18 protein-coding genes are annotated in these 24588 nt (G+C 57.2%); 7 read left to right on the top strand and 11 right to left on the bottom strand.

The genetic code is table 11. The annotated features are described in order from the left end of the window. The first annotated feature begins 85 nt into the window (after window positions 1–85). The 3 genes from BUC26_RS10215 to hflC all read left to right on the top strand — a co-directional run bounded on the left by BUC26_RS10215 (window position 86) and on the right by hflC (window position 3322). Window positions 86–1003: a rhomboid family intramembrane serine protease gene (locus tag BUC26_RS10215; RefSeq protein WP_073375770.1), complete on the top strand. Its 918-nt coding sequence runs from the start codon at window positions 86–88 to the stop codon at window positions 1001–1003. Between the two features lie 247 nt (window positions 1004–1250). After that, entirely contained in the window at window positions 1251–2366 is a 1116-nt protein-coding gene (gene hflK / locus BUC26_RS10210) for an FtsH protease activity modulator HflK (RefSeq protein ID WP_073375768.1), read from the top strand. A 23-nt stretch (window positions 2367–2389) separates the two neighbouring features. Continuing rightward, entirely contained in the window at window positions 2390–3322 is a 933-nt protein-coding gene (gene hflC, locus BUC26_RS10205) for a protease modulator HflC (RefSeq protein WP_073375766.1), read from the top strand. A 1-nt stretch (window position 3323) separates the two neighbouring features. Here hflC and BUC26_RS10200 read toward each other — a convergent pair whose 3' ends face one another. Beyond that, complete coding sequence (locus BUC26_RS10200) at window positions 3324–4049, bottom strand: hypothetical protein (protein ID WP_073375764.1); 726 nt, start codon at window positions 4047–4049, stop codon at window positions 3324–3326. A gap of 334 nt (window positions 4050–4383) precedes the next feature. Here BUC26_RS10200 and BUC26_RS10195 point away from each other — a divergent pair, with 334 nt between their 5' ends. Next, window positions 4384–5682: a citrate synthase gene (locus BUC26_RS10195; protein ID WP_073375762.1), complete on the top strand. Its 1299-nt coding sequence runs from the start codon at window positions 4384–4386 to the stop codon at window positions 5680–5682. 26 nt (window positions 5683–5708) lie between these two features. Here BUC26_RS10195 and polA read toward each other — a convergent pair whose 3' ends face one another. The 4 genes from polA to BUC26_RS10175 form a co-directional block, all read right to left on the bottom strand. Beyond that, window positions 5709–8384, bottom strand: coding sequence for a DNA polymerase I (polA, locus tag BUC26_RS10190; protein WP_073375761.1), 2676 nt, complete (start codon window positions 8382–8384; stop codon window positions 5709–5711). Window positions 8385–8650: 266 nt separating this feature from the next. Further along, complete coding sequence (locus BUC26_RS10185; protein WP_073375759.1) at window positions 8651–9151, bottom strand: universal stress protein; 501 nt, start codon at window positions 9149–9151, stop codon at window positions 8651–8653. Window positions 9152–9232: 81 nt separating this feature from the next. Continuing rightward, window positions 9233–11806 carry a TRAP transporter permease gene (locus BUC26_RS10180; RefSeq protein ID WP_073375757.1) on the bottom strand — a complete coding sequence of 858 codons (2574 nt, stop codon included), beginning with the start codon at window positions 11804–11806 and terminating at the stop codon, window positions 9233–9235. Between the two features lie 225 nt (window positions 11807–12031). Further along, the gene (locus BUC26_RS10175) at window positions 12032–13006 is read right to left on the bottom strand and encodes a TAXI family TRAP transporter solute-binding subunit (RefSeq protein WP_073375755.1); all 975 of its coding nucleotides are present in this window, start codon (window positions 13004–13006) and stop codon (window positions 12032–12034) included. A 675-nt stretch (window positions 13007–13681) separates the two neighbouring features. Here BUC26_RS10175 and BUC26_RS10170 point away from each other — a divergent pair. Continuing rightward, window positions 13682–15103, top strand: coding sequence for an ATP-grasp domain-containing protein (locus tag BUC26_RS10170; protein ID WP_073375754.1), 1422 nt, complete (start codon window positions 13682–13684; stop codon window positions 15101–15103). A 1-nt stretch (window position 15104) separates the two neighbouring features. Beyond that, window positions 15105–16700: a KamA family radical SAM protein gene (locus BUC26_RS10165; RefSeq protein ID WP_084540591.1), complete on the top strand. Its 1596-nt coding sequence runs from the start codon at window positions 15105–15107 to the stop codon at window positions 16698–16700. Between the two features lie 295 nt (window positions 16701–16995). Here BUC26_RS10165 and BUC26_RS10160 read toward each other — a convergent pair whose 3' ends face one another. Then, window positions 16996–17529, bottom strand: a complete 534-nt coding sequence (locus BUC26_RS10160; RefSeq protein WP_073375752.1) for a cold shock domain-containing protein — start codon at window positions 17527–17529, stop codon at window positions 16996–16998. A 444-nt stretch (window positions 17530–17973) separates the two neighbouring features. Here BUC26_RS10160 and hemH point away from each other — a divergent pair, with 444 nt between their 5' ends. After that, window positions 17974–18933 (top strand): ferrochelatase, encoded by a 960-nt coding sequence (gene hemH, locus BUC26_RS10155; protein ID WP_073375751.1) that lies wholly within the window; start codon window positions 17974–17976, stop codon window positions 18931–18933. A gap of 9 nt (window positions 18934–18942) precedes the next feature. Here the strand turns inward: hemH and rodA are convergent, their stop codons facing one another. From rodA to BUC26_RS10130, 5 genes are read right to left on the bottom strand one after another with little or no spacing between them, the layout of a single operon-like run. Next, on the bottom strand, window positions 18943–20067 hold the full coding sequence (gene rodA, locus BUC26_RS10150; protein WP_073375749.1) for a rod shape-determining protein RodA: 1125 nt from the start codon (window positions 20065–20067) through the stop codon (window positions 18943–18945). Window positions 20068–20110: 43 nt separating this feature from the next. Further along, the gene (gene mrdA / locus BUC26_RS10145; protein ID WP_073375747.1) at window positions 20111–22030 is read right to left on the bottom strand and encodes a penicillin-binding protein 2; all 1920 of its coding nucleotides are present in this window, start codon (window positions 22028–22030) and stop codon (window positions 20111–20113) included. Between the two features lie 4 nt (window positions 22031–22034). Next, window positions 22035–22568 (bottom strand): rod shape-determining protein MreD, encoded by a 534-nt coding sequence (locus BUC26_RS10140; RefSeq protein ID WP_073375745.1) that lies wholly within the window; start codon window positions 22566–22568, stop codon window positions 22035–22037. 6 nt (window positions 22569–22574) lie between these two features. Continuing rightward, window positions 22575–23453, bottom strand: coding sequence for a rod shape-determining protein MreC (gene mreC, locus BUC26_RS10135; RefSeq protein WP_073375743.1), 879 nt, complete (start codon window positions 23451–23453; stop codon window positions 22575–22577). A 52-nt stretch (window positions 23454–23505) separates the two neighbouring features. Then, on the bottom strand, window positions 23506–24543 hold the full coding sequence (locus BUC26_RS10130; RefSeq protein WP_073375741.1) for a rod shape-determining protein: 1038 nt from the start codon (window positions 24541–24543) through the stop codon (window positions 23506–23508). Window positions 24544–24588: the final 45 nt, after the last annotated feature.

The raw sequence follows: 24588 nt of genomic DNA, 5'->3' as shown, positions 1-24588 counted from the left end.
CCCCTTTTTTTGGGTATCTGCACTATGTTTCAGGAGCACCGGCCCGCCCTTTTGCTTTCCGCCCGTTCTGTATTATCGTTGCCGCATGGATCAGCCCACCGAAGCGACAACTGATGAAACGATCATCATAACGGCCACCGACTCCTCGATGATCGAGACCTGTTCGCTGGTTCTGTCGGCCACCGCAATCGAGCATCGACTCAGACGGCAACCGGACGGCGCAATCGCTCTTGTTGTCGATAATGCGACCGCCGCCCGCGCAGCGAGGGAACTGGAAGACTATTTCCAGGAAAACCACGATTGGCCGCCACCTCCTCGGCTGCCCGCCCCGACCGCCTCCTCCGGCAGCACGCCACCATCCATCCTGCTCAGCGGAGCGCTGGCCGTCTTCTACCTGGTCACCGGCCCCTGGCGCCCGGATTCACCATGGTTTGGCGGCGGTGCCGGTGACGCGTCGGCAATTATCTACGACGGCCAGTGGTACCGGCTGCTCACGGCACTGACCCTGCACGCCGATTTCGCTCACCTGGCAGGCAATTGCCTGATCGGCGGCTTCCTGCTCCATTTCTTCTTGCAGATCCACGGCACCGGCGTCGGCCTGCTGGCGGTGCTGGTGTCGGGCATGCTCGGCAACTTCGTCAATGTCCAGATCCATGGCGGCGATCACCTCTTCGTCGGTTTTTCCACCGCGGTCTTCAGCATGATCGGCATGCTCTCCGCCCACCAGATGTTGGCCTATCGCACCCTGTTTGCTCCCCGGATGCTCATCCCGGTTCTTGCTGGTGCGGCGCTGCTGGCCATGCTCGGAAGTTCCGGAGCGCGTACCGATCTCGGCGGCCACCTGTTCGGTCTGCTCGCCGGTCTGCTGTGCGGCTTGCTGCTAAGCAGCAGACCGCTTCGGTCAGCTCAGCATTCGTCCTTTATCCAGACCTGCTGCCTGCTGACGGCTGCCGCCCTGGTGATAATCAGCTGGAATCGGGCGTTGGCCCCTCCTGTTTATTGATATCACCGCACGGCTGCCGCCAATCGCAGCCGACTCTGCTTGTCTAATTGCTCATTTTCGATTACCCTTCACCTTGATTTGTTACCAAGCATACGTACGTTTAGCAAATACCTCTGCCAACCATCGATCGTCCCGATTCGCCGGAGCGCACCACACCGGTGAACGGAACGTTCGATTAATTTCGACCGACCGGGGCAGCCCCCGGCCCGGTTGCCGCTGTAAACAATAGACAGACAGGAGACCTTTGATGGCCAACAACGATCAACAACCTCCCTGGGGCAGGAAAAAGCGCCCCCAGACACCGGAGGAGTTTATCGCCCAATTGATCAAGAAAGTGCAGGACTATTTTTCGGAATCGAAAAAGCCCCGATCAGGCGATGACGAACCCTCCTCACAACGAGGACCGACCAATCCGTTCTCCATTATCGGCAAGGTTCTGATCCTTGCACTGATCGTCGTCATTTTGCAAGGCGCCTATCAGTCGTTCTACAAGGTGGCACCGAACGAAGTCGGCGTCGTGCTGCGTTTCGGTGAATACAACCGAACCGCCGAGCCCGGCCTGCATCTGAAGATCCCGTATCTCGAGCACCTCTACAAGGTCAACGTGCGCCAGATCCAGAAATTGGAATTCGGCTTCCGCTCCACCCAGGGCGGCCAGCGCTCCTCCTTCGAAAGCCGGGCCTACGACATGGAATCGCTGATGCTGACCGCCGATACCAACGTCATCAACGTTGCCTGGATCGTCCAGTACCGGATCAACGATCCGATCAACTACCTGTTCAAGGTCCAGGACGTCAAACAGGCCGTCTTCGACCTGTCGGAAAGCGTTACCCGACGGATCGTCGGCAACATGGATTTCGACTACGTGCTGAGCAACCGCGACCTGCTGGCCGCCGCGGTGCGGGACGAGCTGCAGCGGGAACTGACGTTCCTGGAAACAGGCGTCGATCTCGTCGCCGTGCAGTTCCAGGACATCAATCCACCCGACCCGGTCAAACCGGCCTTTAACGAGGTCAACGAGGCCGACCAGGATATGAAGCGGCTCGTCAACGAAGCTGAAGAGCAATACAACCGGGTCATTCCGGCCGCCCGCGGTAACGCGCTGAAGATCGTCGAGGAGGCCTATGGCTACGCCAAGGAGCGGATCAATGACGCGGAGGGCGCCGCGGCCCGGTTCCTCGATATCCTCAAGGAATACCGCAACGCCCCCGAAGTCACCAGGAAGCGCATGTACCTGGAGACCATGCAGAGAGCGCTGCCCAGCGTCGAGACGGTCTACGTTATCGATGAAGGTCAACAGGGCCCGCTGCCGCTGCTGAATCTCCGCTCCGCCGCAAAGCCGCCGGTCCAGGACGGACAGTAACCAATACGAGCAAAGGATATACCATGAAACAAATAGCCAATTTTCTCCTGATCGGCCTGGTCCTGCTCGGCATCGTCGTCGTCTACGACGGCTTTTTCATCGTCGAGGAAGGCAAGCAGGTGGTGATCACCCAGTTCGGCAGACCGATCGGTACGCCGAAAACCGAGGCAGGTATCTATTTCAAGATGCCGTTCGTGCAGCAGGTCAACGAGTTCGATAAACGGATCGTCATCTGGAACGGCGAGCCGAACCAGATTCCAACCAACGACAAGACCTTCGTCTTCCTCGATGTCACCGCCCGCTGGCGGATCACCGACGCACTGACCTTCCTGCAGGCGGTCAAGACAGTAGATCGGGCCCAGTCACTGCTCAACGATATCATCGGCGGCACGGTGCGCGACATGGTCAACAAGAACAACCTGATCGAGATCATCCGCAGCTCCGACTGGTCGATCGAAAACATGAGCCCGTCCAACCAGGAACCGGGCACCACGCCGGAACGGGGACGTGACGTGATTTCCGACCAGGCACTGGAAATCGCCGCCCGGGCAACACCGCAATACGGCATCGAACTGCTCGACGTGGTCTTCAAGCGGGTCAATTATATCGATACGGTCCGAGAGAGCGTCTACAACCGGATGATCTCCGAGCGCAAGCGGATCGCCGCCGAAAAGCGCTCGACCGGTGAGGGGCAGAAGGCTCGGATCCTCGGTACCGTCGATCGCGAACTGCGGGAAATCACCTCCGGGGCCAACCGGGAGGCGATGCTCATCAAAGGCGAGGCCGATGCCGAGGCCACCCGGATTTACGGTGAGTCCTATAACCAGGATCCGGAGTTCTTCGCCTTTATGAAGACATTGGAGAGCTACGAGTCGGTGATCGGCGATAATACCTCGCTGGTACTATCCTCCGATTCTGATCTCTTTCATTATTTGAAGAACAGTTCCAGAAACTAAACTAATCATCATCGTCCCGGTCCGGCCGCTCCGCAGCGTCTGCAGCGGCCGGACCGACATCTTCCCCGGCCACCGGATAAGACGGGTTCTGCTCTTTTTCAAAGGCGATCCTGCCTTTGGCCTCGAGCATCTCGGCAAAGTGTTCCAGCTGTTCTTCGCTCTCGACCCGATCGACGCCGAGCTGATCGAACCGGCAATTACAGCGGCTCAGCTGTCCCTCGCACCAGGGGCACAGCTCCACCGGACAGCCGAAGATGTGCAGCTCGCCGGACAAAACGCCGCAGGCGGCGCAGGTCACAAGTTCGGGCGCATCATCTTCTACCGGCAGCGGCGGCAGTTCGGAAAATGGCCCCACCTGGGCCAGAAACTCCTCTCTGTTCCGGTAACCGAACAACTCCAACACCGCTTCATCCTCAACCCCACGGTCATAATTCCCGAGGAAAAGAGCCTCCCCCGCCGAACTCAGATAGAGATAGCGGTGTCCGGTGGTGGCCAGCGCAATCAGCGCAATCCCCGCCTGCCGGGCGACAAGTCGCAAGTCGACGACCATCTCCTCTCGCCCCTCAGGCACTACTTCATAGTAACTGCGCAGCACCGGAGCGGCGAGGTGCTGATCGCCGAAACGTTGTACCAGGGCGAGCGCCGCCGGCAACTCCTCATCCGTAACCACGTAGCGAACGAGCTCCTCAATGGTCAAACGATCAAGCTCTCTCTGCAGACCGCTCATACAATACCTTCCACTGCTGATCTTTCCGATTTGCCCTTCTTTGTTTCGGGTCCGAACCGCTCCCCGACCCAGAAAAAGAAGAATTGAAATACGACACTGTTCAGACTATAGTACGTCAGTTCCGATTCATTCAAGCACCATTTTCTCCACGCGCAGCCAGCCGGCTGCCGATGCATCTGTCCACAGCGGCAAGAACGATTCGCCCGGACGACACGACTGATAATCCCGGATCAGCCTGACGGTCCCGTATTCCATCTGACCGACGATCTGTTGCAGACGGCGTGCTATCCCGATGACAGATACGGTAATTATCAGGATTTATGGAGGATTTCCGATGTCAAACCAAAATGCGCGCCTGATCGTTGACGGCACTACCCACGAACTTCCGATCATCGAGAGCACCACCGGGGAGAGGGCGATCGACATCCGCTCCCTACTCCGCGACACCGGCTTTATCACCCTGGACAGCGGCTTCATGAACACCGGTTCCTGTGAGTCGCGCATCACCTATCTGGATGGTGAAAACGGCGTTCTTCGCTATCGCGGCTACGATATCGTCGAACTGGCCGAAAACTGTCTCTTCGTCGAGGTCGCCTATCTCCTGCTGACCGGCGAGTTGCCGACCTATGAGGAGTTGGACACGTTCAAGTACGACATGGGTAAATTCGCCCTGATCCACGAGGACATGATCCACTTCTTCGATCATTTCCCGCCGCACGCCTCACCGATGTCGATCCTGTCGACGATGGTCGGCAGCCTTCATGATTTTTACCCGGAAATGGACCGGGAAGAAGACCCCTACGGCGGGATTACCACGACGACCGCCCGTCTGGTCTCGAAGATACGGACCATCGCCGCGTTCTCGTACAAGAAAAATATGGGCCACCCCCTCGTCTATCCCCGCGCCGACCTGAGCTACGGCGCCAATTTCCTGAACATGATGTTCGACCGGCCGAACATGCCCTACAAGATCGAACCGGTTCTCGTCGCCGCCCTGAATAAATTGCTCATCCTGCATGCCGATCACGAACAGAACTGTTCGACGTCGACGGTACGGTTGGTGGGTAGCGCCGGTGTCGGCCTGTATCCTTCCATCTCGGCCGGCATCAATGCCCTCTGGGGGTCATTGCACGGTGGAGCCAACGTGGCCGTAATCCGGATGCTTGAGTCAATCCTCGCCGACGGCAGAGACTTTGAAAAATACATCTCCATGGCCAAGGATCCGGACAACCCCTACCGGCTGACCGGTTTCGGGCATCGGGTCTACCGAACCTACGATCCACGGGCGGAAATTACCAAAAAGATTTGTCACGACGTTCTCGGTTCGCTGGAAATCGAGGATCCGCTGCTCGATATCGCCATGGAACTCGAACAGCGCGTCAGTGAAGACGAGTATTTCCAGGAACGAAACCTCTATCCGAACGTCGACTTCTACTCGGGTATCATCTACCGGGCGATGGGCATCCCCACCAACATGTTCACCGTGATGTTCGCCCTCGGCCGGTTGCCGGGCTGGATCGCTCACTGGCAGGAGATGAACTCGGACAAGGACAGCAGCAGGATCGGACGGCCCCGCCAGGTGTATCAGGGTATCGTCAACCGGCCGTTTATCCCGCTCGAGGCACGTGGCTAAGCGGAGGCCCGCTTACGGCGCTGCGGTTATTTGGCCAGGCTGTGTCCCTGCTGCATATTGACGACGAGCGGGACGTCGAGAGGCAGGGCCTGCTCCATGCAACGACGAATGTCTTCCTGCAGCGCACCACACTGGGTCTCGTCGACCTCGAAGACCAATTCGTCGTGAATCTGCAGCAGCATCCGGCATCGCCCCGGGCGTCCCTGCAACAATTCGTCGACCCGCAGCATGGCCAGTTTGATGATATCGGCAGCAGTTCCCTGGATCGGCGTGTTAATCGCCGCCCGTTCGGCAAACTCCCGACGCGCTTTGTCTGAGGCCTTGATTTCCGGAAGGTAACGGCGCCGGTTGAGCAGCGTGCTGACATAACCGTCTCGTTTGGCTTGCTCGACGATATCGTGCATGAATTGCTGAACGCCGGAGTAGAGATCGAAATAGCGATCGATGAATTTCTGTGCCTCTGTCCTGCTGATGCGAAGCTGGTTGGCCAGGCCGAAACTGCTCATGCCGTAAACGATACCGAAATTGATACTCTTGGCCACCCGGCGCATGTCCGGCGTGATAAAAAGCGGCGAGACGCCGAAGATTTCCGCCGCGGTCCGGTTGTGGATATCGTCCCCTCGCCGGAATGCGGCCAGCAGCGCCTGGTCCTGGGAGTAATGGGCCAGCACCCGCAGATCTATCTGCGAATAATCGGCAAACAGGAATACGGTGCCGGTCTCAGCGACAAAGGCCTCCCGGATCCGGCCGCCCTCCTCGCCGCGAATCGGAATGTTCTGCAGGTTCGGATTGCTGCTCGACAACCTACCGGTGGTGGTCACCGTCTGGTTGAACGAGGTATGAATCCGGCCGGTCTTCTCGTCGATGAGCAGCTTGAGCTTCTCGATATAGGTGGACAGCAGCTTGGCAAGATTGCGATAGTCGACGATCAGGGCCGGCATCTCATGCTGCTGCGCCAGTTTCTCGAGAACCCCGGCGTCGGTGGAATAACCGGTCTTGGTCTTCCTGCCGTGGGGCAGGCCCAACTCCTCGAACAACACCACCCCTAATTGCTGGGGAGAACTGATATTGAACGGGTGTCCCGCCAGACGATAGATCTCCTCTTCCCGCGCGGCCAGTTTTTCCCTGAATTCTTCGGCCAGATCGTCGAGGCGCTGCGGATCGACCTTGATACCTGCCACCTCCATGTGCGCCAGAATCGGCACCAGCGGCATCTCAATCTCGTGAAAGAGACGCAGCATGTCCTTTTCCGCAAGTCGCGGCTGCAACCGCTCCCACAGGGCCAAGGTGCCATGAACATCCTCGCAGGAATAGGTGCCGGCCGCCTCAACCGGAACATAGGCAAAGGCATCGTCTCGCTTGTCGCCGCCGGTAACCTGCTCGTAGGAGGTCATCTTTATATCGATTTCCCGGCACAGGTCATCAAGTTTGAGCGATCGGCGCGCCGGTTCGGTCAGGTACGCGGCGATCATCGTGTCGATCAGCGGCCCGGCCAATGAAACGTCGGAGGCCTGCGCCAGGACTGCGTAATCGTATTTGAGGTTGTGGCCGATTTTCGGTAGCTCGGCCGACGTCAAATACGGTTCGAGCACCTCCCGGACCTCGTTCGGCAGCAATTGACCGGCTACGAGTTCACCGGCCTCATCACGATGGCCAAGCGGGATGTACCAGCACTGCGGCAGACCACAGCTCAAAGAGATGCCAACCAACTCGGCACGGCGGGTGTTGAGTGATGTCGTCTCCGTATCAATCGCCAACAGCGAGGCCTCCGCCAGGATCGCGGCCAGTTCGTCCAATGACTGCCGATCCCGAACCAACCGAAATCCGTCGGTGGCGATCGGGGCGGCGTTGTCGACCTCCTTGAGCAGGTTGGTAAACCCCAATTTCGTATACAACACCTTAAGGCGCCCGTTATCCGGCTCGCCGAGTCGGTACCCGGCCGGCTCGTCCGGCACGACGCAATCGCTCTTGAGGCGGATCAAGTCACGGGAGAGAAACGCCGCATCACGATGCTCGATCAGGCTCTGCTTCATCTTCGAGGATTTCATCTCATCGAGCCGTTCGTAAAGCTGTTCCAGCGAACCGTACTGCTTCACCAATTTTCCGGCCGTCTTCGGACCAATGCCGGGCACACCGGGAATGTTATCGGAACTATCCCCGATCAGGGCGAAACAGTGCAGCAGCACTTCCGGGTCAACATGATACTTATCCCGCACAGCAGCCCGGTCCATGACCTTGTCGCTCATCGGATCCCACATGGTGACTCGGTCGCCGACCAATTGCAGCAGATCCTTGTCACCGGAGACGATGACAATACGGCTCCCCGAATCCGCGAGCCGGTTGACCGCGGAAGCAATCAGATCATCGGCTTCGACACCTTGCTCTTCAAAGCTGACCAAACCAAGCGCTTTGACGAGCTCCTTGATATAGGGAATCTGGCCGGCCAGCGCCTCCGGCATCTCCGGCCGGGTGGCCTTGTATTCATCATATAACTGGTGACGAAAGACCGGGCCCCGGCTGTCAAAGGCAACGGCCAGGCAGACCGGCTGCCGTTCCTTGATCAGCCGCCGAACCATGGAGGCAAACCCGAAAACAGCATTGGTCGGCATACCGTCTCGGTTAGTCAGCGCCGAGATAGCATGAAAGGCCCGGTAGATAAAGGCGCTGCCGTCAATCAGATAAATGTCCTCGCTCACGTCCATGGCTCCTTACCGTCGGCGGCTTGCCAGCGGTTTGACCTGCTCTCACAAAAAGGGGGCCTGAAAAATTTTGGATTTCGTTCAAGATCGAGGCGTGTAAGAAAATTTTACCGCAGGCATACACATGATATCCCGACGATAAAATTTGATTGCGCAACGATGAGATAGGGCGAAATGACAATTTTCCAAGGTTCCCAAAAGCAAAGGAGAGGGCAGCCCTCTCCTTTGCCGCCGGGTCTAAAACCGACGTCGGTACAAACACAGTTTCATCAGGTATGGGTAATATGTTTTCGCACCCATTGGGTCATCTGCTCGGTCGTGTCGCCGCCGCGATAGGAAACAACCGGTACCGGGCAGCGTCGAAACATCCGCTCAGCCACCGAACCGGCGAAAATATGCTGCAAATCTCTGGTCTTGATTCCCATCACCACGAGGTCGACATTGGACTCCACGACGAACCTGAGCAACTCCGTGGACGGATCGCCGATCAAAAAAACGAAGCTGACACGGTCATCTGCCAAGGAGAGCTTGGAGGCCATATCGGCAATCGCTTCACGCCGCTCCTTCTTGACGGTTTCGACATAGTGCTCACTGTCGACCTTGAAACCGAACGAGCTGATCTTATCGACAGCCGCCAGATCCCGCTCATTGATCACGTTGACCAGGATCAATTCTGCATCGAGCGCTTCGGCCAGCGTCGCCGAGTAGTCGAGCATCCGTTGGGAAAAACGTGAAAAAGTGAGCGGTACCATGATTTTCTTGATGCTCATAGCGATCTCCTCATGTGGACGATCCAGCGCATAACCGGATGTCGAGCGTTACGGTAAAACCGATATCACGTTATCAAACGTCTACGCCTGCTGGCGTTGTACCCGTCTACGCTGAAAAAACCAGATCAGCGCCAACAGCAGCAAGGCCGGGATAAACATCAATTGTTTCGGCGGCCGCTCATTCTCCACGTGGACACTGGTTATTTCATAACCAAAACGGATCAAGGCACGATCGGCGGGGCTGCCGAACATGACCATGCCGACCCGCAGGTTCTCCCCGTCCTCCGTCGTGGTCAGACCGAGGCTGCGCAATCGATCTTCACCGGTCGACCCATCGCCGATGGACAGCATGACCGTCTTGGTCACTTCGTTGCCGTCAAATTTTTCGCCCTTGACTTGCAATCGGACATGGGAGTTCGGTGCCATTTCATCGAGAATCGACACCAGTTCGGTTGCCGGTCGCTCGGTCAGTTCCGGATACCACTGGTCCCAGAAAAAACCTGGACGAAGCAGCGTGAACGTCACAAGCAGCAGGCAGATCGTCTCCCAGATCTTGTTTCTCGTCAAAAAATAGCCCTGGGTCGCGGCAGCGAACATCAGCATGGCCACGACCGCGCCAAAAACAACGACGACAAAGTGGAGCGGCGTGCCGACCCCGATCATCAGTATTTCATTATTGAAGATAAAGATGAACGGCAGGATCGCGGTCCGGATATCATAGGTAAATCCCTGGATACCGGTTCTGATCGGATCACCTCCGGAAATACCAGCCGCGGCAAAGGCGGCCAGGCCGACAGGCGGCGTGTCATCGGCCAGAATGCCGAAATAAAAGACAAAAAGATGCACCGCAATGAGCGGCACGATCAGCCCATTCTGGGCGCCGAGGCTGACAATGACCGGAGCCATCAACGTGGAAACGACGATATAGTTGGCCGTGGTCGGCAGCCCCATGCCGAGCAGCAGACTGATCACCGCGGTGAACAGCAGAATGAGGACCAAATTCCCGCCGGAGATGAACTCGACGAAAGCGGTCATGACCAGGCCGATACCGGTCAGTGTGACCGTGCCGACGATGATGCCGGCGGCCGAGGTAGCGACGCCGATACCGATCATGTTCCGGGCCCCGGAGACCATGCCGCTGATCAATTCCTGCCAGCCGCGGCCAAAAGAGAACTCCTCGCTGTCACTCTTGCGCAGCCAGCGTTTCAAGGGACGCTGGGTAATGACGATGAACATCAGCAGCACCGTGGCCCAGAACGCCGACAGTGACGGTGACAGCCTCTCCACTGTCAGGCACCACATGAGCACCACGATGGGCAGCAGGAAGTAAAACCCGGCCTGAGCGGTCTCGCGCAACGGCGGCAATTCGGTGATTTCGGTTGTCACCTCCAACTCGGGTACCTTGCAGGCCAGTTTGAGCAGCGCGATATAGGCGACAAGCAGCAAACCAGTACTGACCCAGATGGTCGCCTCACCGGCCACGGTCTTGATCCAGCCAAGCCCGTAATAGGTGACCCCACCGATGATGATCAGTGTCAGAATGGTGGCGACGAAGGTGAACAGACTCTGGAGCAGCGTCCGGCTTCGCTTTCTCACCATCCCTTTTAGCCCCATTTTGCACGCCTCGAGATGGACGATGTAAACCAGGGCGATATAGGAGACGATGGCCGGCAGAAACGCGTGCTTGATGACTTCGATATAGGAGATGCCGACATACTCGACCATCAGGAAGGCAGCCGCACCCATTACCGGCGGGGTCAACTGGCCGTTGGTCGAGGAGGCGACTTCAACGGCGCCGGCTTTCTCCGGCGTGAACCCGACCTTCTTCATCAGCGGGATGGTAAAAGTTCCGGTGGTAACCACATTGGCAATCGACGAACCCGACACCAGTCCGGTCATGGCCGAGGAAACGACAGCGGCCTTGGCCGGCCCGCCGCGCATGTGACCAAGACCGGCAAAAGCGGTCCTGATAAAATAATTCCCGGCCCCGGCCGCCTCGAGCAAGGAGCCGAAAAGCACGAACATGAACACCATATCGGTGGACACGCCGAGCGCCACGCCAAAGACACCTTCGGTGGTCAGCCAGTAATGGGTCATTCCCTTGGTCAGGCTCGCTCCCTTATGAGCGATCACGTCAGGCATATAGGCGCCGGCAAAGGCATACAGCATAAAGACCGCGGCAACTACCATCAGCGGCGGCCCCAGGGCCCGGCGGGTGGCCTCGAGCAGCAGTATCAGGCCGACAACGGCGACGATTAGATCGATCAGCAGCGGTGCGCCGGGGCGAGACGATAACTCGGTATAAAAGAGAAAGATATAGGCCGAACTGGCAGAGGCGATCAGCGCCAGGCCCCAGTCCTGGAACGGGATATAATTTCTTGGCGACGACTTGAAGGTCGGGAAGGCGGTATACGCCAGAAACATTGCGAACGCCAGATGGATCGCCCGGGCTTCCGTGGAGTTGAGGATAAAAATATTAAAGAGATAGGGGAGCGGAGAGGCGTTCCAGAGCTGAAAAAACGTCCAGGCCAGCGGTACAAAAAACAAGATGTTTTTCGGAATCGAACCTACCGGATTTCGACCGCCGGTATCAACTTCGGCAATAAACTCGTGTACGCTCTTTCCGGCAACCGGTCGTTCGCTGGGCTTTGTCATGATCCGTGCTCCTCAAGGCAAGATAGCCGTCAACCTCTCTATCAACCGCTTCGTTCCCGTTCCCGGACAACCAATCAGGACACATCATCCGCGCGGAGGCTGGACCTATCGGGTCTAGACGATGGATGTGGCGGGAACAACATCGAACCTGCCGATACAAAGATGCGCGACCCCGAGCAAACGGCGAAGTCGCGCATCTCTATCATCGAACGATGTGGACCGTGCCTATTGGATCAGGCCCGCTTCCTTGTAGTACTTGGCCGCACCGTCATGCAACGGAGCGGACAGGCCGTCCTTCACCATTTCTTCTTTCTTCAGGATGCCAAACGCCGGATGCAATTGCGTGAACTCATCGAAGTTCTCGAAGACCGACTTGACGACCACATAAATGACTTCTTCCGGTACCTTGGCGGAGCTGACAAATGTCGCTCCGACACCGAAGGTGGTGGTGTCTTCGGGATTGCCGCGATACATGCCGCCGGGGATGACAGCGGTACGGTAGTAGTTGTTCTCCTCGATCAGCTTGTCGATGGCCGGTCCGGTGACGTTGACCAGAACCGAATCACAGGCGGTGGTTGCCTCCTGGATGGAGCCGTTCGGATGGCCGACCGTGTAAATGATCGCATCGACCTTGTTGTCGCACAGCGCCTGGGACTGCTCGGCCGGCTTCAACTCGGAGGCGAGTTTGAAATCATCATTGGTCCAGCCCAGGACGCCCATGACGACTTCCATGGTGCCGCGCTGACCAGAGCCAGGATTACCGATATTAACGCGCTTGCCCTTCAGGTCCTCGAAATTCTTGATGCCGGCGTCGGCGCGGGCGACAACGGTAAAGGGCTCGGGATGAATGGAAAAGACGGCCCGCAGGTCCTTGTTAGGTCCATTTTCCTCAAACCTGCTGGTTCCATGATAGGCATGGTACTGCCAATCCGACTGGACAACGCCCATGTCCAACTCGCCGGACGCTACGGCATTGAGATTATAAATCGAACCACCGGTACTTTCCACCGTGGCACGGATGCCATGCTCGTCTTTACCCTTGTTGACCAGGCGGGCGATCGCCCCACCGGTCGGATAGTAGACACCGGTGACGCCGCCGGTACCGATAGTAACGAATTTGGTTTCGGCAACGGCAGCCGAACTAAAGGCCATAGCACACCCCAGGGTCAGGGCTGCAAATAATGCTACCTGCTTCTTCATACTCAATCCCTCCTCGTTTTTTATTATTGTTCTCCATGGCTTATACAACAAGCCAAGGAGGCGATCAATGGCCACCGCGGCAGAGCGGTTAACCATGTGAAACCATTGTATGAACGCGGGGAGTGGAACATACCGGAAATCGCGGAGACACGTGGCAGCAAGTGACAACACGCGCGTCCTCGCCTCTCCAGCAATCTCCGATATAATACTATATAATTCACAAAATTCCGTTGACAAGTCAAGCCATTTCCCGATCTGCCGACTCTCATCAGGGGATTTGCCGCACCGCCCGGGAAAAGACTCCATGACCGCTTGACAAAGTACCCGGCAAGCGTTAATGACTGACAACATTAGACGAGGCTTGGACGAGAAAATTACAGCCGAACGAGGCGCTTACCCGTTCCAATTGTCGTTCAGCGCCTGTAAAAACATGCATCCAGAAGGACATGGACTGCACCGATCCGCCCCCCCCAGCCGAAGGGGACACTACGACGTTATCAGGGCAGTGTTCGCACCCTCTCCTGCAGCGCCGCAGCATTGCCCGTTTCCTTACCGAACCGGACCCTCACCAGATACCGCCCCCACCGGGGAACCACTTATTGAATAGCCCCATCTGCCGTCCCCCGATGCGGCAGATATCGATCTTTTCCCTCAGCACAGACAAGGAATACGTTCATGGTCCCCGAAGATGACGAGATACTCTTTACCAATTTCAATTACAACCCTGACTACTACTATTTTCTCTACGTCGGCGAACTCAAGACGTACAGCCTGAACTACTTCGTTCAGGAGGCACTGGCCCACCGGATACCCAATCGGCCGATCAAGTTCGTTGCGATCGTCCCCGATATCTGCATCCAGTACAATTACGCCAATATTATCGTCATCAACCCGCGGGGCGAGGAAGAATTCATTTCCGATCACGCCTTCGTCCAGCAGGAAAAGAAACCCCGCCGGAGCTGGCGCATCGATTCGAGCCGATTCATGAGCGCGGTATCAAACAACTCGGCTATCCGCACCCTGATAGACCGGATTCTCGAGCGCCAGAACCAACTCTATATCAATCTCTACGAGAGCGTTCTCGATATGACGCTCGACCAGATCGAGCGGGTCTCGATTCTCGGACCAGACAAATATATCGCCCGACAATTCAACAACAAAATCACGCAATACAAGGCCCTCGAGGGGGTCGTACCGCTGGCCGATCACAAGGTCTGCGAAGACAAGGATTGCCTGCTCAAAACGACGGCAGACCTGCGCAGCCAGTGGACCGACGGCATTTTCGTTTCCGGTGCGTACTCGGCGGCCGGTATCAACTCGGCGGTCACCTACAACCAGCATCAGGTGGAAAGCCGCTTCGGCGCCACCAACGACGTCTACCTGATCTCGAAATTCATTCCGCACCAGCTCGACCCGACGGTGCTGGCCGTGGTCGCCAACGACCAGGATGTCTATATCGCCGGCATTGCCGACCAGGTGATCGTCGACGGCAACCGCTTCATCGGTTCCAAGTTTCCATCGCTGGCCACCCCCGAGCAGAAACAGAAAATGCACGAATACACCGTGCGTGCCGGTCGCATGCTCGGCGAGAAAGGTTACCGCGGCATCTTCGGCTGCGACTATCTGATCGACAACAACGGTGAAATCCTCTTCCTGGAGATAAACGCCCGCAAGCAGGGAACCACCCTGGAATTCTGTTACACTCTCGAGCAGACCCTGCCGGAAGGCGCACCGATGCTGCCCGAACTCGAATACTATGCCGTCACCGAAGGACGGTTCCCCCGCAACACGGTGGAAATGAAAGAGAACCTGCGCAAGATCCACTGGGGAACCTACAACTACAAGATCCAGACGAAAAAACTGACCACCGGCTACATTCCGCAAAATCCGTACGAACGGGAGACGTTTCGCAAGGTGGCCAATGGTGAACTGCTGAAAGACTTTGTCATTCTCGAACATCCGGGGACCAATTTTCTTGTCATGCCGGGCATGTTTCTGGCCCGCGTCGTCTCTGTCGCACGCAATCGCGAAGACGTCGACGAAGGGTTGTGCCAGGGCGTTGGCTTCATCCAACAAACCATTGTAGAGGCTGAATAACATGGAGCAATCATGCCATCACACCGACCGGCCGACCAGCGACTGGGATCAATACACCGAAGCGCTCTTTACCACGCTGTTTGCTGCCGGCGACAACGACACCACGGTGCCGGAAGACGAACAACAAACAGTGGCCCAGTTGCTGGCCGAGGCCCGACAGACTGACAAAACGGGCCCGATCCTCGATCTCTTCTCCTTTCTGCTCAATCAGGCCGGAGAAAATCGTCGCTCTCCGACGGCATTCACCATCGACCGGCCCACGCTCGAGGACCTGGCCCGCAAGCATCAACAGATCGATGAACACCTGGTCAGCATCGGCGGTCGATTGACCCAGGCCCGTCCCATTGCCGTCGAGGCAAATCAACGGGTTGACGAATATCTGGCCGAAAAAGATACCGTCGCCCCGAGCGGCATCGAACTCTGGGATACGATCCTGGAAAACCAGCAACGAATCAAAAAAGCCCTGTCGATGACCGACGAGGAATGGCACAGCTTTCCCGGCCAGATCCGGCACTCCATCGACTCCATCGACACCCTGGCCGGACTCGTCGACCTGCCCGAAGCCGCTGTTGCCTCGATCACAAAAGTCACTGAAAAATACCGGATGCGGCTCACCCCCTACTATACCAGCCTGATCATGCCGGGCAGCGTCAACGATCCGATCATGCTGCAGTCGATCCCGACCGGTGAAATGATCGATAACGCCGGTATCGAGATCCCGCCGGTGGCAGCCGATCATTCGCCGGCACGGCTGATCGACCAGTTCTATCCGCGCGTGGTGACCATCAAGGCGACCAACATGTGTGCCATGTACTGCACCCACTGCCTGCGCATCGCCCATATCGGCCGTAAGGACCAGATCTACTCGCGTGATGCATACAACGAGGCGCTCGATTACATCCGTTCCAACACCAGAATCAGAGACGTTTTGATCACCGGCGGCGACGCTTTCGTCTTGCCCAATTCCATGCTCAAATGGCTGCTCGAAGAACTCGACCGAATCGATCACGTCAAACTCAAGCGACTCGGCACCAGAGTCCCGGTCACCGTACCGATGCGGGTCGATGAGGAATTGCTCGATATCATCGAAGCCAGCAACGATCGCAAACCGATCCGTGTGGTGACCCAGATCAATACCGCCCAGGAGATCACCCCGGTCTCGCGCGACACCTTCCGCCGCATCTCGAAACGGTGTTTCACCGTACTGAACCAGGCGGTCCTGCTCAAAGGCATCAACGACAGTCGAGTCAAGATGTGGAAGCTCTGCGAGACCATCCAGGAGGCCTATGTCCGGCCCTACTACATATTCAACTGCAGTTACCGCAACCCGCAGTTCACCCACTTCCGGGTGCCACTCGAGGTGGGCCGCGACATCGTGGAATCGATGTACGGCAATATCTCCGGCGACGCCATCCCGCGCTATATCGCCACCGCCGGCGGCAAGATTCCGCTGCATCGCAGCAATGTCGTGACCATGAACGACAACAACAGCTACACTCTCAAAAAGCCGTGGAACGGCCAGGAAGTCTCCTACCCCGATGCCGATCCACAGCTCTATGCCAACGATCACTTCGCCTTTGCCGGCTACCAGCGCTGATCCGTCAAAGCGCAAAAACACGACAACCCCGCACCGTTTCCGGGGTGGGGTTGTCCTGAGTTTAGTTATGACGTCCCCGGGCTGGTCGGTTCTGCCGGAGGCTGCATCGCAAAGGCCCGGCGGGCCGGAGAATCAGGCCCGAAGGGCTGCGGACAGGACGTCCGCAGCCGGAGGCAGGAGCGGCCAGCCCTTCCGCCCATGACGCCGATTTTCATCGTTCGGTATGACCTTTGATCATAATAGCTCATGTACGGAGGACAGGTTAAAACCTCTCCCGCCTTTTTATTAGATTGACTTATTTGGCGAGCCGCACCCAAGATGCCTGTGGGCCTTTGTCGCCGAAGGTCTCACCGTAGAGGACGCTGTCGCCTTCCGCCAACTCCTCAATAGCGATATTTTTCAGGGCGTTTTCGTGAAAATAGATCTCTCTTTCATCGAACGAGCGGATAAATCCGTATGATTCATGCGGGGAAACCATATTGACGACGCCAGCCTTATCGACTTCCAACGGGACATCGGCACCTTTCTTCACTTTCCGGATTTTGCGGAGCTTCTCCTTGAGCTGCAGGGTCAAGACATCAAAGGCCTCGATAAGCAGTGGCCGAACCACTTCACCTTTTTTGCTGACAACCATGGTGTCGTTTGGTACCGAAGCCACGATCTTGACTTCGTAACCGCCCTCTTTGTGATGAGTCGTGGCCTCGATAACGACGCGCAGGTGAAGAACAAAACTGGCATAGTTGCGCAGCAACTTCTCCTTCTCCTCCTCGATTTTGATCTGCCAGCCTTTTTTCAACTCAACATTTCGGGCTTCGACTTTCAGTTCCATAGAATTCCTCCATAATTCGTTCCAGCAGCGGAAACCCGCCGCTAAAAACATGCACCCGTCAAGGTGCTCCACGACGTACGACCACCGGCCCGTATTGTGCAAACCAAGCGATTCCGCCACACTATCGGCGGACATGTATCAAGCAGGTGGTTACGACAAATGAGACAACTGGAGAGAGCAGAGGGTTGGGGGTTTCGGGTCAAAAGCGATTTCGGCATCAGAACCGGACTCTCGTGAACGCTTGCGGGACAGCCGTTGCAACCATCCCTTTCCTTATATTATATGCGGCTGTCGATCAGAATCAAGTAACTCCTTTCGATTTTCAGAATCCCTAACTCCTCGGCTCCGCCGTTCTGCTCAGGAGGTGCTGTTCAGACTTTGCCCGACCTGCTCTTTATGGTATGAAAAGCGGATGAACACCTTCACAGACCATCTCGATCATCCATGAACCAGCCGCGCACCGGTATCGTTCTGCTCAATATGGGCGGCCCGGAGAAACAGGAAGATGTCAGGCCGTTTCTCTACAACATTTTTTCCGACCGGCAGATCATCCGTCTCGGCCCACGGCTGCTCCAGAAGCCCCTGGCCTGGCTGATCGCCCGAAAACGCGCGCCGAAAAGCGCTGCCACCTATGCCCAGATCGGCGGCGGATCACCGATTACCTCCATTACCAAGCAGCAGCAGCAGGCCCTGCAACAGGCCCTGAGCGGCGACGGCGATTTCCTGGTAACGACCGCCATGCGATATTGGCGCCCCTTTACCGAAACCGCCGTCGAGGAGTTGCTGGCGGCCCGGGTCGAGCGTATTGTCGCTCTCAGCCTCTATCCCCATTACTCCCGCGCCACCACCGGCTCGTCGCTCAATGAACTCAAGTCCCGATTGACCCGGGCCGCTTACTCCGGCCGGCTCGTCGAGATTTCCTCATGGCCGGATCAAGCGGACTATATTTCCTGCCTCGCCGAACGAATCACGGCCGGACTCGATCTCTTTGCGGACAAACCGGTACAGATCGTCTACAGCGCCCACAGCCTTCCGGTCTCCTTTATCGAGGAGGGTGACCCATATGTCGAGCATTTGCAGCGGACCATTGCCGCAGTGGAAGCACAAACCGGTCGCCCCGGTAGACTGTGCTACCAGAGCCGAAGCGGCCCGGTCGAATGGCTCTCACCGGCAACGCCGGAGATGATCAGAACCCTTGCCGACGAAGGCTGCCAGGCCATCCTGATGGTTCCTCTGAGCTTCGTCTCCGACCACGTTGAAACACTTTACGAAATCAATATTGCCTACCGCGCACTGGCCGGCGAATATGGCATCCGCCTGGAATCGACGCCGGGACTCAACACGACGCCCCGCTTCATTGCCGCCCTGAGAAACCTGGTACTGGACCACGCGACCGAAGGATGAGCCGGCCCGTTAATCGACAGACGTGTGCCCGTTCTGAAAACGCCGCATCCGGACATTGAACAGTATCCCAAGGCCGAGCATCGTCGTCAGCAATGAGGAGCCGCCGTACGATACGAGCGGCAGCGGAATACCAACCACCGGGAGCAGTCCGAGAATCATCAGCAGGTTGATGACCGCCTGCCAGAAAATCAGCATAACGATGCCAAACGAAAGCAATACACCGAACCTGTCCCGAGCGTACATGGCGGAATACAACCCCCAGATCAGCATCAGGAAATAGGTGCCGAGAAAAAACATCGAACCGAAAAAACCCCACTCCTCACTCCAAACGGCAAAGGCGAAATCGGTGTGCCGTTCCGGCAGGAAATGCAGGTGCCCCTGAGTACCCTCGAGATAACCCTTGCCGAACTGTCCGCCGCTGCCGACCGCAATTTTCGACTGCATGATCTGGTAACCGTGCCCCATCGGGTCCGCCTCCGGATCGAGAAACGTCCGTATCCGCTGTTTCTGGTAGGGCCTGAGCAGGTGTTGCCAGGCCAAGAACACGGCTCCGAGGCCGCTGCAGCCAAGGATCGCATAAACCGAAAATCGCAGCTTGACAAAGATCGTCATCGACATGAAGATAAATCCGAGCATCAGGGCAGTGCCAAGGTCGGGCTGGAGCATGATCAGCAGGAACGGTACCGCGGTAAGCAGAATCGGCACAATCAATTGTCTGATCGTGTAACCGTCGGTAATCTCCCGCCGAGAATAGTAGCTGGCCAGAGAAATCACCAGCATCAATTTGGCCAACTCGGACGGCTGCAGGTTGAAAAAACCGAGCGATATCCAGCGCTGGGCACCACCGGCACTCCTGCCGACAAAGAGAATCACCACCAGCAGAATAACGACGATGGCGTAAAAGACATAGTTCCAAAAATGGAGTTCCTGATAATCAAAGCCGAGAATGACCAGTATGGCGGCAAAACCCATCAGGAAAAAATAGGCCTGTTTCAGGTAGGGCGGCGTCCCCCACGGCTGGGCCGGGTAGGAGGCGCTGTACAGGTTGAACAAAGCCATCGAACAGACCAGCAGTAGCATGATCAGCAGCGCCCAGTCAAAATGCGAGAGCAGCCTTCGGTCAAATCGAATCATTGCACCATATCCTCTTCGCGACGATCAACAGCCTCCATCTGGTTCACGCTTCCCCGCCTCCCCGCCCGCTTTCTTCGGCCTTTGCGTTGGCCTGTTCGATGAGCCGGTGCTCGAAATATTTTTTCAGCACCACCCGGGCCACCGGGCCGGCGCCGGAACTGCCATGCAGGCCATGTTCCACGAGCACGGTGACGGCGATCTTCGGATCATCAGCAGGTGCGTAGCAGGTAAACCAGGCGTGATCCCGAAACTGGTATGGGATGTCTTCATCCTTGAGCCCTTTGTAGACTGCGAGTCGCACGACCTGAGCGGTACCGGTCTTGCCGGCCACCGGCAGCCCCTCGATTCGCACCAGTCGGGCCGTCCCCCGCTTGCCGTGAACAACTTCGAGCAATCCGTCCTGAATAATGGGTAAAAATGATTTCTCCCGATCGGACAATTCGCTGACCACTTCCGGGGAAAACCGCTCGACCACGCGCCCGTCGGGAGTAGTCACCGCTTCCACCAGTTGCGGGCGATAGACAGTCCCACCGTTGGCCACGGCAGCTGTCATCAGGGCGACCTGCAACGGCGTGGTCAGGTTGAAACCTTGACCGATGGCGATCGACAGGGTTTCTCCCTCGTGCCACTGTTCGTTGTAACGTTGCCGCTTCCAGGCTCGAGTCGGCGCCAGACCGGCCTTCTCATATTCCATATCCACACCGGTGAGATTGCCAAGGCCGAGCTTGCGGGCGTATTGGGCCAATTTATCGACACCGACACGCTGGCCGACTTGGTAGAAAAAGACGTCGCAGGATTCCGACAGAGCCCGCCGGATCTCGACCGGACCGTGTCCGCCGCGTTTCCAGCAGCGATAGGTGCGATTACCAAACCGGTAGTGACCGGGACAATAGATCACCGACTCTTCATCGATGACTCCTTCGGCCAGACCGGCCAGAGCAGTGACCAGTTTATATGTCGACCCAGGTGGATAAGCAGCCTGCACGACCTTGTTGATCAGCGGATGACGGGGATTGTTCAAAAGGGCGTCCCAGTTCTTCTGAGAAATACCGCCGATAAAGTCCTCCAGGTGAATAGTCGGAGTGCTGGCCGCGGCCAGTAAGCGCCCGGTCTCGACTTCAAGCACCACAACAGCACCCGCCTTCTCACCGATGGCCATATATTGCTCGGCGGCCTGCTGTAGTTCCGCATCGAGGGTCAGATGGATATCATGCCCCGGCAGCGGCTCGACATTTTTCAGCTGTTGCTGTTCGAAGCCGCGCGCATCGACTTCGGTGGAGCGCCGCCCCTTCTCGCCGCGCAGGTCTTTTTCCCGCAACAACTCGAGTCCGCGCTTGCCGACCAGATCGCCGCCTTCATAAAAGCCGTCCGGATCTTTGCTCAATTGTTCACGGTTGATGGAGCCGATATAACCGATCAGGTTGGCAGCCAGGTCGCCATAGTGGAAGGTACGCACCGGACGGACCTCGATCCGCACACCGGAAAATTTATACCTGTTGTTTTCCAGGAAGGCCAGGGTTTCCCAGTCGATATCCTCCTTGAGCACAACCGGCACGTGTCGCGGTGTTCCCTCCGCTTCCCTGATCCGACCCCAGAGCTTTTCAATATCTTCGCCGAGGACCGGTGCCAACCGTTTCAGGACATCGCCGATCTCGTAGGAATCCTCCCGGGTCATAACGACATTGAAGGACGGCCGGTTGCTGACGATCTCCCGCCCATAGCGATCAAGAATATGGCCGCGTGGCGGCGGCAGTGAAATCAAGCGAACCCGGTTGGTTTCAGCCTGCTGGCGGTACTGGTCGCCTTTGCTGATCTGCAGGTACCAGAAACGGGCAACGATCGGAAAGAAGAACGCCAACACGAAAAAAGGCGCAAAGAGGGCCCTTCGTTGCAACATGATCAGGGCCCGATCGTCTCGTTCACTGATCTCTTCGATGTCTTCGAGGAAGACTTTATCCTTCATATTCCTATCTGAACCGATTACCGGATTTTCGATGAATAATGCGCGATACCGTCCTGCGCTGCTGCAGATACTCGTATAACGTGTTGAACAAGGCGAAACCGGGGATAGTGGCGGCCACGACAATTACCGTTTCCCTGGTCAATCGCCCCCATGACCAGGATGGCAGTGATTCGACGTCGAACACGGTCAGCGCACCATAGATCAGCACCTGGATCACGAAATAGGCCAGACCGACCAGGGGTACCTGGTAGGCCGACTCCTTGACCGGGCTGTTTTTCGCCAGTACGCTCAGCACCAGGAAGACGAGCAGATACTCGAAAACGAATATTCCCGGGGAACTTGCCGCCACCACATCCATCATCCAGCCGCAGCCAAAGACGAGTACCAGCCCCCGCAACCAGTCAAACCGATAGGCGATAAACGAAACGAGTATAAAGACCAGATCAGGAGCGCGGAGCCAACCGTGTCCAAGTTGCAGGACCGTTGTCTGCAAGACGACCAGAAAAACGGCGAGAAGAAAGAAAATGACGGTTCGCATTAAGACCTACCTGCCACCGGAAACGATACGCTCCTGGGACACCGACTGTTGCAGCGACAGGTTGAGTTGAACGAATTCCAGACGCTGGAAATCAACGGTCGGCTCGACGGCAATCTCCAGGAACATGCCCCGTTTCTGGCGCTGCACCTCGGATACGACACCGACCGGAATCCCGGAGGCGAACAAGCCGCCGATACCCGCTGTAACGACATGGTCGCCCTGACCGACATCAGCATTTTTCAATACGTAATGAAGCACATAACCGTCCTGACCAGCCCCTTTGAGGATGCCGCGGACCCGGTTTTTCTGAATCAACACATCGATAGCGCTGCTCGGCGCGATAGCCAGCAGAATCTTGCTGTAATTGCTCGACACTTGGATGACCTGGCCAACAACACCCTGCGCTGTGAGCGCCACCATACCTTCCATCACGCCATCCGTCTCGCCGCGATCGACAATGATGGTATGAAACCAGAAGGCGGGGTCCCGGCCGATAACGCGGGCCGTCAGAGGAGGAAAGTCGGTCGCCTGGCGAAAACTCAGCTCTTCCTGGAGACGCAGATAGGTGGCATACGACTCCCGGTATTTGGCGAGTTCTTCTTCGTAGGCAACCAGCAGCGTCTTCAGGCGCACGTTCTCCTGGCGGACATGCACCAGATCGATGTAGCTGTCCCATACCCGTCCGACCTCGGCAACCACCCGGGAGACCGCAGACTGCAGCGGGCCGAGCGCCTCGAGCGTCACCTGGTGAAAGGCGCCGAAGCGGCCGCCCAGTGTCGAGGCGAAGAGGACCAGACACAGCGACAATAAAAGCAGAAACAGGAGCAGCGTCCGGAAACGCAGCGTTTTGGTCCTGCTCTTCCTATCCTTGGCTTGCGTATTCACGGCAGAATGACACCTGCTTTGCCGTCCCGGGAAAGGGTGTGTCTCGTCTGACTCAGTCTATACAGACTTCTTTCAGGATCTCGATATTGTCGAGGGCCTTGCCGGAGCCGAGCACTACCGAGGACAACGGATCATCGGCAACGATGATCGGCATCCCGGTTTCTTCCTTCAGGCATTTGTCGAGGTTTTTCAGAAGTGCGCCGCCACCGGTCAGGACAATTCCCTGGTCGACGATGTCGGCGGCCAGTTCCGGCGGCGTCACCTCGAGGGCGACACGCACCGCTTCGACGATTACATCGACCTGCTCGGCAATGGCCGATTGGATCTCGTCGGCTCCGACGGTGATGGTCTTCGGCACCCCCGATACCAGATCCCGCCCCTTGATATCCATGGTCTCATAGGGTTCTTCAGGCATCACGTTGCCGATGGTGGTCTTGATCAACTCGGCGGTCCGCTCTCCGATGGCCAGGTTGTGCCGCCGCTTGATGTATTGCAGAATCGCCTCGTCCATCTTGTCCCCGGCCACCCGTACCGATTTTGCATAGACGATGCCGGCCAGCGAGATAACCGCTACCTCGGTGGTGCCGCCGCCGATATCAATGATCATGTTCGCCGTCGGCTCGGTAATCGGCAGATCGGCACCGATGGCGGCGGCCATCGGCTCCTCGATCAGGTACACCTCACGGGCACCGGCCGACTCCGCCGATTCCTTGACGGCTCGCTTTTCGACCTGGGTGATACCGGACGGCACCGAGATGATGATGCGCGGGTGAACCAGCGTCCGCCGGTTATGCACCTTCTTGATAAAATAGCGGAGCATCGCCTCGGTCACTTCGAAATCGGCAATGACACCATCTTTGATCGGCCTGATGGCACTGATGTTGCCCGGTGTCTTGCCAAGCATCAGTTTAGCCTCCTGGCCGACGGCCAGCACCTTGTTCATCCGGCCGTCCTGCCGCACCGCGACCACCGATGGCTCCCGCAGCACGATCCCTTTGCCTTTGACGTAAAGCACCGTATTTGCCGTACCGAGATCAATAGCCAGATCGTTGGACAACCAGCCGAACAAAAAATTGAATGGCGAGTACATATAGTCTTTCCTTATCGGGTGGAATATCGAGACACTACCTGTCAA

This window comes from Desulfofustis glycolicus DSM 9705 (assembly GCF_900130015.1).
In the GTDB taxonomy this organism is placed as follows: domain Bacteria; phylum Desulfobacterota; class Desulfobulbia; order Desulfobulbales; family Desulfocapsaceae; genus Desulfofustis; species Desulfofustis glycolicus.
This window is presented reverse-complemented; position numbering and strand designations above follow the sequence as displayed.

What these genes read in the sequence shown, in the direction of transcription:
- BUC26_RS10215 (WP_073375770.1), top strand. Translation starts at nt 86, where the DNA reads ATGGATCAGCCCACCGAAGCGACAACTGATGAAACGATCATCATAACG.
- hflK (WP_073375768.1), top strand. Translation starts at nt 1,251, where the DNA reads ATGGCCAACAACGATCAACAACCTCCCTGGGGCAGGAAAAAGCGCCCC.
- hflC (WP_073375766.1), top strand. Translation starts at nt 2,390, where the DNA reads ATGAAACAAATAGCCAATTTTCTCCTGATCGGCCTGGTCCTGCTCGGC.
- BUC26_RS10200 (WP_073375764.1), bottom strand. Translation starts at nt 4,049, where the DNA reads ATGAGCGGTCTGCAGAGAGAGCTTGATCGTTTGACCATTGAGGAGCTC.
- BUC26_RS10195 (WP_073375762.1), top strand. Translation starts at nt 4,384, where the DNA reads ATGTCAAACCAAAATGCGCGCCTGATCGTTGACGGCACTACCCACGAA.
- polA (WP_073375761.1), bottom strand. Translation starts at nt 8,384, where the DNA reads ATGGACGTGAGCGAGGACATTTATCTGATTGACGGCAGCGCCTTTATC.
- BUC26_RS10185 (WP_073375759.1), bottom strand. Translation starts at nt 9,151, where the DNA reads ATGAGCATCAAGAAAATCATGGTACCGCTCACTTTTTCACGTTTTTCC.
- BUC26_RS10180 (WP_073375757.1), bottom strand. Translation starts at nt 11,806, where the DNA reads ATGACAAAGCCCAGCGAACGACCGGTTGCCGGAAAGAGCGTACACGAG.
- BUC26_RS10175 (WP_073375755.1), bottom strand. Translation starts at nt 13,006, where the DNA reads ATGAAGAAGCAGGTAGCATTATTTGCAGCCCTGACCCTGGGGTGTGCT.
- BUC26_RS10170 (WP_073375754.1), top strand. Translation starts at nt 13,682, where the DNA reads ATGGTCCCCGAAGATGACGAGATACTCTTTACCAATTTCAATTACAAC.
- BUC26_RS10165 (WP_084540591.1), top strand. Translation starts at nt 15,105, where the DNA reads ATGGAGCAATCATGCCATCACACCGACCGGCCGACCAGCGACTGGGAT.
- BUC26_RS10160 (WP_073375752.1), bottom strand. Translation starts at nt 17,529, where the DNA reads ATGGAACTGAAAGTCGAAGCCCGAAATGTTGAGTTGAAAAAAGGCTGG.
- hemH (WP_073375751.1), top strand. Translation starts at nt 17,974, where the DNA reads ATGAACCAGCCGCGCACCGGTATCGTTCTGCTCAATATGGGCGGCCCG.
- rodA (WP_073375749.1), bottom strand. Translation starts at nt 20,067, where the DNA reads ATGATTCGATTTGACCGAAGGCTGCTCTCGCATTTTGACTGGGCGCTG.
- mrdA (WP_073375747.1), bottom strand. Translation starts at nt 22,030, where the DNA reads ATGAAGGATAAAGTCTTCCTCGAAGACATCGAAGAGATCAGTGAACGA.
- BUC26_RS10140 (WP_073375745.1), bottom strand. Translation starts at nt 22,568, where the DNA reads ATGCGAACCGTCATTTTCTTTCTTCTCGCCGTTTTTCTGGTCGTCTTG.
- BUC26_RS10130 (WP_073375741.1), bottom strand. Translation starts at nt 24,543, where the DNA reads ATGTACTCGCCATTCAATTTTTTGTTCGGCTGGTTGTCCAACGATCTG.